Source organism: Winogradskyella pacifica (assembly GCF_013403915.1).
In the GTDB taxonomy this organism is placed as follows: domain Bacteria; phylum Bacteroidota; class Bacteroidia; order Flavobacteriales; family Flavobacteriaceae; genus Winogradskyella; species Winogradskyella pacifica.
The window spans coordinates 1-7,091 of record NZ_JABFDI010000032.1; the positions used below are offsets into that span (position 1 = coordinate 1).

Below are 7,091 nucleotides of genomic sequence, written 5' to 3' on the forward strand. Positions count from 1 at the left end.
TCAAAACACCAAATATGGTCTATAAATTAACCGCATAAAATCAATTTTAACCTGTAGCCATATTTCAGGGCAAGACATTTGAAAACCAATCTTGAGTGAAAGAATATTACTGCATTAATTTAAAATTCAAAAACAATGAAATTTCATCTGAAATCTTTCATTCTCATTTGTACGTTTCTGACAAAAAAATGTATTTTCAAATAATCGATAATAACCCAAATTCTCAAATTGACAGTTATTTTATGATGTCAAAAGGTGCACACGGACTATTTGAGGATAATTTTGAAATAACCGAAACTGAAATTGGACTTTTTCTTGATAAAAGTAAAATTTACAAAACAACCTCATTTCAAACTGACTTACAGAATACATATTTTACTATTTATGTGAGCAAAATCGCCATAGTATTTCCAAATAAGCACAAAGAATACATAAACGAGGGAAAAGCTTTTTTAAACAAAAACGGACTGAAAGTAGTAAATACTTTTTACTCATTTTTCACCAACCTGAAAGACAAAAATACTTTCTCAATTTCGAGAATGAATGGAATGTCTGAATACTACGAAGCAAAACCTCTTACCTTTAGACCTGAACTGGAATTCACAAATAACGAAACACGAGGCAGTGAAGAATTTACAGTTAAGAAAATACCTTCTATCAACTATAAATTTGATAACGCTGATTTTGAAAAAGCAAAAAGGACAATTCAAATAATCTGCAACTTTTTATCATTTTGTTTTGGAATTCGCATTATTTGTGAAAAACTGACTTACAGAACGGAGGAACAAATTTTTGTCTTTAGAGACACATCGCCAAACAACAAAACATTCGTTTCTGATTTTGCTGTAATCTTCTATCATTTAGAAGAAAATTATAACATTCAAAAAATACTCAAAACAGATTGGTTCTCTAACTACCTAAAAAATGAACAAAAATTTAATAAAGCGATAGATAATTATTTACATTCCAGAGAAGTTGATTTAAACGCATCTTTTTTATTGCTTTTTAATATAATTGAGATTTTTAATATTAAACAAGAAATTGAAAAATTTGATTTTAAGGCATCAAAAGAAGATAATTTCAATAAAGCATTAGAGTTAATTTCTCAAGCTTTAGAAAATAGCGAAGACAGTGAATTACTTAAAGACAAATGGAACGGATTAATTAATAAAATCGAAATAAAACCATTAAAAAGTCCATTGGAAGAAACTTTAAATTTGAACAACATCAATCCAACGGATTTTGGATATTCTTTCGGGAAATTAAAAAAGACTCGTGACAAACTAACTCACGGAAGTGTGAACTCGATAAAGGAAAAGGATTTGAAATCTCAAATTTACTGTTTGAGAAAAATAGCTATAAGATTAATTTTAGCTAACTTGGGACTGAAAAATGATTTAAAAAACGCCACACAACACCGTATATAATTTATTGCTAGTTCTAGCCTACTTACGAAAATCCTCGCGGATTTTCTATTCGGTTTTTATTTGCTAAATTATGTGCTAAACCACGCAACAAACCATATACAAACACGTTAGCAAACATTTTGCTGCAAATCAACAATTTCAAGGCTTTCACGAAGTTCTTTGCTTATTTGCTTCCGAAAACTACGCAGGATTTCAAAGCTGAACGTTAAAAAAATATTAAGCTGGAATTTCTTACTCTTGCGGAACTTTACGCACGAAATTTGGCTTGCCCAACTTTTGTTTATTAATTCGAAAATATTGCAATCCTCAACTTTTGGCTGATAAGCGGAATGTCAAAACGTACGGCTGAACTGTTAGCAGTTTAAAAAAATTGAAATTAGTTGTTTAAATCAATCGATTCTGATGTCACGAAAATTAGGATGAAAAACAAAACTGATTCTCTTTGCTGAAAAGAACGGAATAATAATTCAGAGATTTTTTTTGACATTTAAGTAAAAAAATGAAACAACGTTTGAAAAACAAATCATTCGGAAATACACAAAGGAGTAGTACGTAAAAAAGAAAAAACGTTAGCTAACAATGTATATAATTCATAGCTGCTTCTCGCCTACTGTCAGAAAACCTCACGGTTTTTCTATTTCCGTTATTATTTACTAACTTACTTGCTTAAATAACGCTACAAATCATATACGAGACCGTTGTAGGCAATATTGCCAACACTTTGAAAATTAATTACTAAATTTAAACAACGGAACTTATGAACAGAAAACCAATGAAACCATTTTTGTACTTGTTATTCTTCACTTTTGCATTTTTTGGATGCGAAAAAGACGACACTGTTACTAGCGAAAACTCTTCTGAACAACCAAAATTTACAATTAACCTAATTAGCAAATCAGAGCTATCAGAAAATAAAAGTGTAAAAACTATAGTAGAAACTCTACCAAATAGTAAAGATTTAATTTCTCAAAACGGCAATACCAACTTACAAGGAAAGTTGATTTACTCGGAAAAATATGACTTTTATGTAGATAATGAGCAAGCTTATCATATTACATCTGGTGATTACGAAAGTTACACCTTTGCTATTAAAAGACCTGAGAATAATGGACTTACTGAAAATTTAGTTTTAAGTAAACAAAAGGATGGCACTTACAAAGCATCTATAATGAGCTATGATTTAACTGAAACTGAAAGGCAATCTGTTATTGATGGAGTTATACCTGTAGGTATTGAAAATAAAACTTCAGTACAACCACTTCCTGAAGTTTCAAGTTCAAGTGATTCAGGTATTGTACCAATAGGCAGTACAGGCATATATTATGATACGGCTACTGGTGGTTGTGTAAAAATTATAATTGACCTTTCAGGAGAAACTATTGGTTACACCTGGAATCCTGTTAACTGTCCACAATATATTGTTGATAATGGTAATAGTGGTGGCAGTAACTCTAGTGGTAGTGCAGGTAATGACAATTCTGGCAACAATTCGGGTTCTGACTCTGGCTATGATTCGGGTTATGATCCAACAAATGGAAATACTACTGGCGGAGATGGTAGCGGAAATCCTAACGGTACAAATACTTCAACTGGTTCTGGTAATACTAATAACAACAATACCACACAAAATCCAGACGGTATTGGTACAGTAACAAAACCATTAGAGATAATGAACGTTGATGGAGTGCTTTGGGAATGTTTTGGATATGGTAGCCTTGCCTACACTAGAGCGCAGCTATTGGATGATGTACAACGTACGGCAATTGCTAACTATATTAATATGAATGGATGTAGTGAAGAAAATTCTAAATTTGCAAAAGAAGTCGTAAATGCTATGATAGATGATGGCGAAGTAGATTTTGAAAATAGGATAATTAAAAGACAAAGTTTTGAAGGTTCTGAAACTGAATGTGTTCATGATAAATTAATGGACGACACTATGAATAACTTTTATAAACAAATGTTAACTACCTTTTCTACTGATGATTTTGAAGTGCTAAATTTTGAAATTGGCACATTACCTAATGGAGTTTGGGGCTACACTTATGGGCATGAAGCTAATACTGCTAATAACCAATCGGGTATAAATCATAGTTTAGATTTCTATACAATAAGAATTAATTCCCAAATAGAGAATACTTCTAATTTGTCTCAAATGGTTGCGTTAAGCCACGAAGTTATTCATGCTTATATGTATAACACTTTAGATAATTTGGGTATACTTTCATACTATCCTAATGGTGACCCAAAATTTGACACAACTCAATGTACAATTCAACCAAATGTAAATTTAAACTCTCTGTCAGAAAAAGATAGGTGGATTGCATTAATTTGTGCTTATAACGCAAATAATCCAGGAGGAGGTGAAAATTGGACACACGCTTTGTTTAATACTGCAAATTTTGACGTAAATACTTATAGAGCTAAATTAGAAAACTTATTATTAAATAACCATAATTGGGATGATGAACCACTAGGTATAAAAATCTTATTAGAATCAGAATTTGGAAACAACCAATGGAAACAAAAAGCTTCCGAATATATGAGTTGGGCAGGATTAGAAAAAACAGATGAGTTTACGACTTGGGCACAAAATAATAATCTTGCTTCTACTACTAATGCTGATGGTGGAATTGAGTATATTTTATACAATAGTATTCAGTCAACACTAAAAAACGCAGGAACAAGAGATTGTTTGGAAAATTAATAATATCATGAAAAAAATATTAATTATTTTACTCTTATTGAGTAATTATTGCTTTGCGCAATTTGAAAAAGAATATGATATTACTCTAAAATTTGATTCTTCAAAAAATGAAATGATAAAGTATGGTTTTGAAGAAACTAATTTTAAGTATTTCAAATTATCAAAAAAAGAAAAAAAAGGCTACTTATACACTTTTGGTATTGACCAAGAAGGCAAGCTTGAAAAAAATATACGTAGTAATTCAGGAGAATGCTGTAGTATTGAATTTCAACATAATAAGAAAAAAAATAGAATAATAAAAAAATTAAAAATCAATTTAAAAAACACGATTACTTATAAAGATTTTAAGGAAGCAAAGTTTAGTAGCTTTTTAAAAGTTCTAGGAGAAGCCAGAAAAGTATATATTATTGATATCGCTGAACAAGAAGCTGAAAGTATCTATTATATTGTTTATGAGGTTTCATTTTAATGTATAACTTAAAAAGTTAAATAGTCAGTATTCAAGTTTAAAAAAAAAGATAAATACTGCCTACAACAATGTATATAAAAAATAGCAGTTGAGATCTAAACATTTGTTTCGTTCTTTTCTGCTATCTTTATTTTAATCTGAAAATTAACTGCACTCTTACCTGCTACTTTTCATATACGGAAACGCGTTACCAAACATTTAATGAAACTCATAGAATTCTTGCAAAATACAGAGAAAATTGACGAAGAATCTGTTCTTTACGTCAAAAGAATTGATGGTCAGTTTCTTTCCGAATCAGAAATTACAATCCTGAATTTAACTGAAGAAGAGTTAGAATGGAAAACTTATGAAGTAACCGAAAAAAAATGTCCTGGTTTTGAATATTTTATGGAGTCTTTCCTCATTAAAGAATTTATGGAAGATATATCATCACAATATCCTACTATTGAAAAAAAATGTAACCGATTAATACATTACGTGGAATTTGATGCTTAAACAATATTAAATGTTCTGGAAAAGAAAGAAAAATAAAACAGCGGAATTTAAATGTTCTCAATGTGGAAAAGTCCATTCGGAATGGCCTGCTTTGGCTTTTAATTCACCAGCGAATTACGATTTTCTGTCTGATAAAGAAAAAACAGAGATTGGAAAATTAGAATCGGACTTTTGCGAAATTCATTACGAAGACCAAATTGACCGTTTTATTAGAGTAACACTTACTCAAAAAGTAAAAGACGCTTGCGAAACGTTGGAATACGGACTTTGGGTATCATTAAGCGAAAATAGTTATTTAGACTATAAAGAAAATTACAATAATCCGAATCACGAAACTGGATATTTTGGTTGGTTATGCAGTAATATTCCTGTATATGGAGATACATCTTCAATTCCTTGCGACGTAATGACAAAAAGCGGAAATGATAGACCTGAAATTTTTCCTCACGAAGATTTTGAGCATCCATTTGTTCGAGATTATTACAACGGAATTTTAAAAACAGAAGCGGAAAATAGGATAAACCAAATGATAAAAAACGTTGGGTAACACCGTGTATAATTAATTGCTTCATTCTTCTCTACTTGTGAATATTCCTTCGGAATATTCACGGGTTCGTTAAAGTTTGCTAACTTAGTTGCTTAACCACGCAACTAACCATACACAAGACCGTTAGCAAAGATTTTGGTGCTAACTTGCAATTTCAAGGCAATCACAAAATTCTGTACTTATTTTCATACCAAAACTACGCCGGAATTTAAAGCGGAATCTCAAAAAGTATTGCGCTGAATTTTTTTCACTCATTCGGATCGTTACGCGCGAATTTCGGCTTGCCCAACTTCTGTTCTTAAATTCAAAATAATAGCAATCCTCAACTTTTGGCTGATAAGCGAAATGGCAAAACGTACGGCTGAACTATTCGCAGTTAAAAAAATTTAAAATTAGTTGTTTAAATCAACCGATTCTAACATCACGAAAATTAGGATCTAAAACAAAACTGATGCTCTTTGCGGAAAAGAACGGAATAGTAATTCGGAGTTTTTTTTGATATGTAAGGAAAAAAATAACGCAGGAAAAACAAATAGTTCGGAAATACACAAAGGAGTAGTTCGCAAAAAAGAAAAAACCTTAGCTAACAATGTATATAATTTATAGCTGCTTCTTACCTACTGTCGAAAAACCTCTCGGTTTTTCTATTTTGGTTTTTATTTGCTAACTTACTTGCTTAAATAACGCAACAAATCATATACAAAACCGTTGTGCAACATATCCAAGCGAACTCTGAAAACCATTTAGAATGAATAAAATAAAAATCCTCATAATATTATTATTTGGAATTATTGGTTGTGAAAAAACGGATTCCGATGATATTGAAAAAAGGTTTGCGGAAAAAATAGCAAAACACATAATTGAAAAAGATTATTTAAATATGTATAAATACTCTGGAGAAGTTTTATTGCATATTAAATCGGAGAAATTAAACGAAGGAAACTATAAAACATACGTCTCATTAAATGGTTTGAAATCAAAATCGACTAAATTTAAAACTGAAAAATTGAATATAAACGGATTTGAAACTATTATATATTATTCCGAATCAAAAACTGATTTGAGTTTGCCTAACTCATTTTTTGTACCTGATGCTAAAAGTTGGAACTTCTTGTCTGAAATTATGGACAATCATATAACCCTAAATCGACTAAATCTTATAATAACAGTAGATGAAACCGGAATTGAAGATCTGAATATAATTGACTTTTAAATAAAAAATACGTTGCACAACACCGTGTATAATTAATTGCTTTGGCAAGTGCTTATTTGGAAAATTCCTGCGGAATTTTCTCTGGTTCGTATTTGTTTACTAAATTAGTTGCTTAACCACGCAACTAACCATACACAACAACGTTACCTACAATTATGACTTGTACTGAAAAAAGGCTACATAATTTCAAACAATTATGTATAAAAATGACAAAGTAATTAGACGTTACAGTG

General features: G+C 30.6%; 6 protein-coding genes. All 6 read left to right on the forward strand.

Annotation, left to right across the window (positions count from 1 at the left end; translation table 11 throughout):
- The first annotated feature begins 95 nt into the window (after nt 1-95).
- The 6 genes from HM984_RS17050 to HM984_RS17075 all read left to right on the forward strand — a co-directional run bounded on the left by HM984_RS17050 (nt 96) and on the right by HM984_RS17075 (nt 6,858).
- Nucleotides 96-1,427 carry a hypothetical protein gene (locus HM984_RS17050; RefSeq protein WP_179350056.1) on the forward strand — a complete coding sequence of 444 codons (1,332 nt, stop codon included), beginning with the start codon at nt 96-98 and terminating at the stop codon, nt 1,425-1,427.
- A 757-nt stretch (nt 1,428-2,184) separates the two neighbouring features.
- Complete coding sequence (locus HM984_RS17055; protein ID WP_179350057.1) at nt 2,185-4,134, forward strand: hypothetical protein; 1,950 nt, start codon at nt 2,185-2,187, stop codon at nt 4,132-4,134.
- Between the two features lie 7 nt (nt 4,135-4,141).
- Nucleotides 4,142-4,603, forward strand: a complete 462-nt coding sequence (locus HM984_RS17060; RefSeq protein ID WP_179350058.1) for a hypothetical protein — start codon at nt 4,142-4,144, stop codon at nt 4,601-4,603.
- Between the two features lie 201 nt (nt 4,604-4,804).
- Nucleotides 4,805-5,098, forward strand: a complete 294-nt coding sequence (locus tag HM984_RS17065) for a hypothetical protein (RefSeq protein WP_179350059.1) — start codon at nt 4,805-4,807, stop codon at nt 5,096-5,098.
- Nucleotides 5,099-5,108: 10 nt separating this feature from the next.
- On the forward strand, nt 5,109-5,645 hold the full coding sequence (locus HM984_RS17070; RefSeq protein ID WP_179350060.1) for a DUF2199 domain-containing protein: 537 nt from the start codon (nt 5,109-5,111) through the stop codon (nt 5,643-5,645).
- A 748-nt stretch (nt 5,646-6,393) separates the two neighbouring features.
- Nucleotides 6,394-6,858 (forward strand): hypothetical protein, encoded by a 465-nt coding sequence (locus HM984_RS17075; RefSeq protein ID WP_179350061.1) that lies wholly within the window; start codon nt 6,394-6,396, stop codon nt 6,856-6,858.
- Nucleotides 6,859-7,091 lie beyond the last annotated feature (233 nt).

Excerpts from the sequence above, each read along its gene's own strand:
- HM984_RS17065 (WP_179350059.1), top strand. The coding sequence starts at position 4,805 with ATGAAACTCATAGAATTCTTGCAAAATACAGAGAAAATTGACGAAGAA.
- HM984_RS17060 (WP_179350058.1), top strand. The coding sequence starts at position 4,142 with ATGAAAAAAATATTAATTATTTTACTCTTATTGAGTAATTATTGCTTT.
- HM984_RS17075 (WP_179350061.1), top strand. The coding sequence starts at position 6,394 with ATGAATAAAATAAAAATCCTCATAATATTATTATTTGGAATTATTGGT.
- HM984_RS17070 (WP_179350060.1), top strand. The coding sequence starts at position 5,109 with ATGTTCTGGAAAAGAAAGAAAAATAAAACAGCGGAATTTAAATGTTCT.
- HM984_RS17055 (WP_179350057.1), top strand. The coding sequence starts at position 2,185 with ATGAACAGAAAACCAATGAAACCATTTTTGTACTTGTTATTCTTCACT.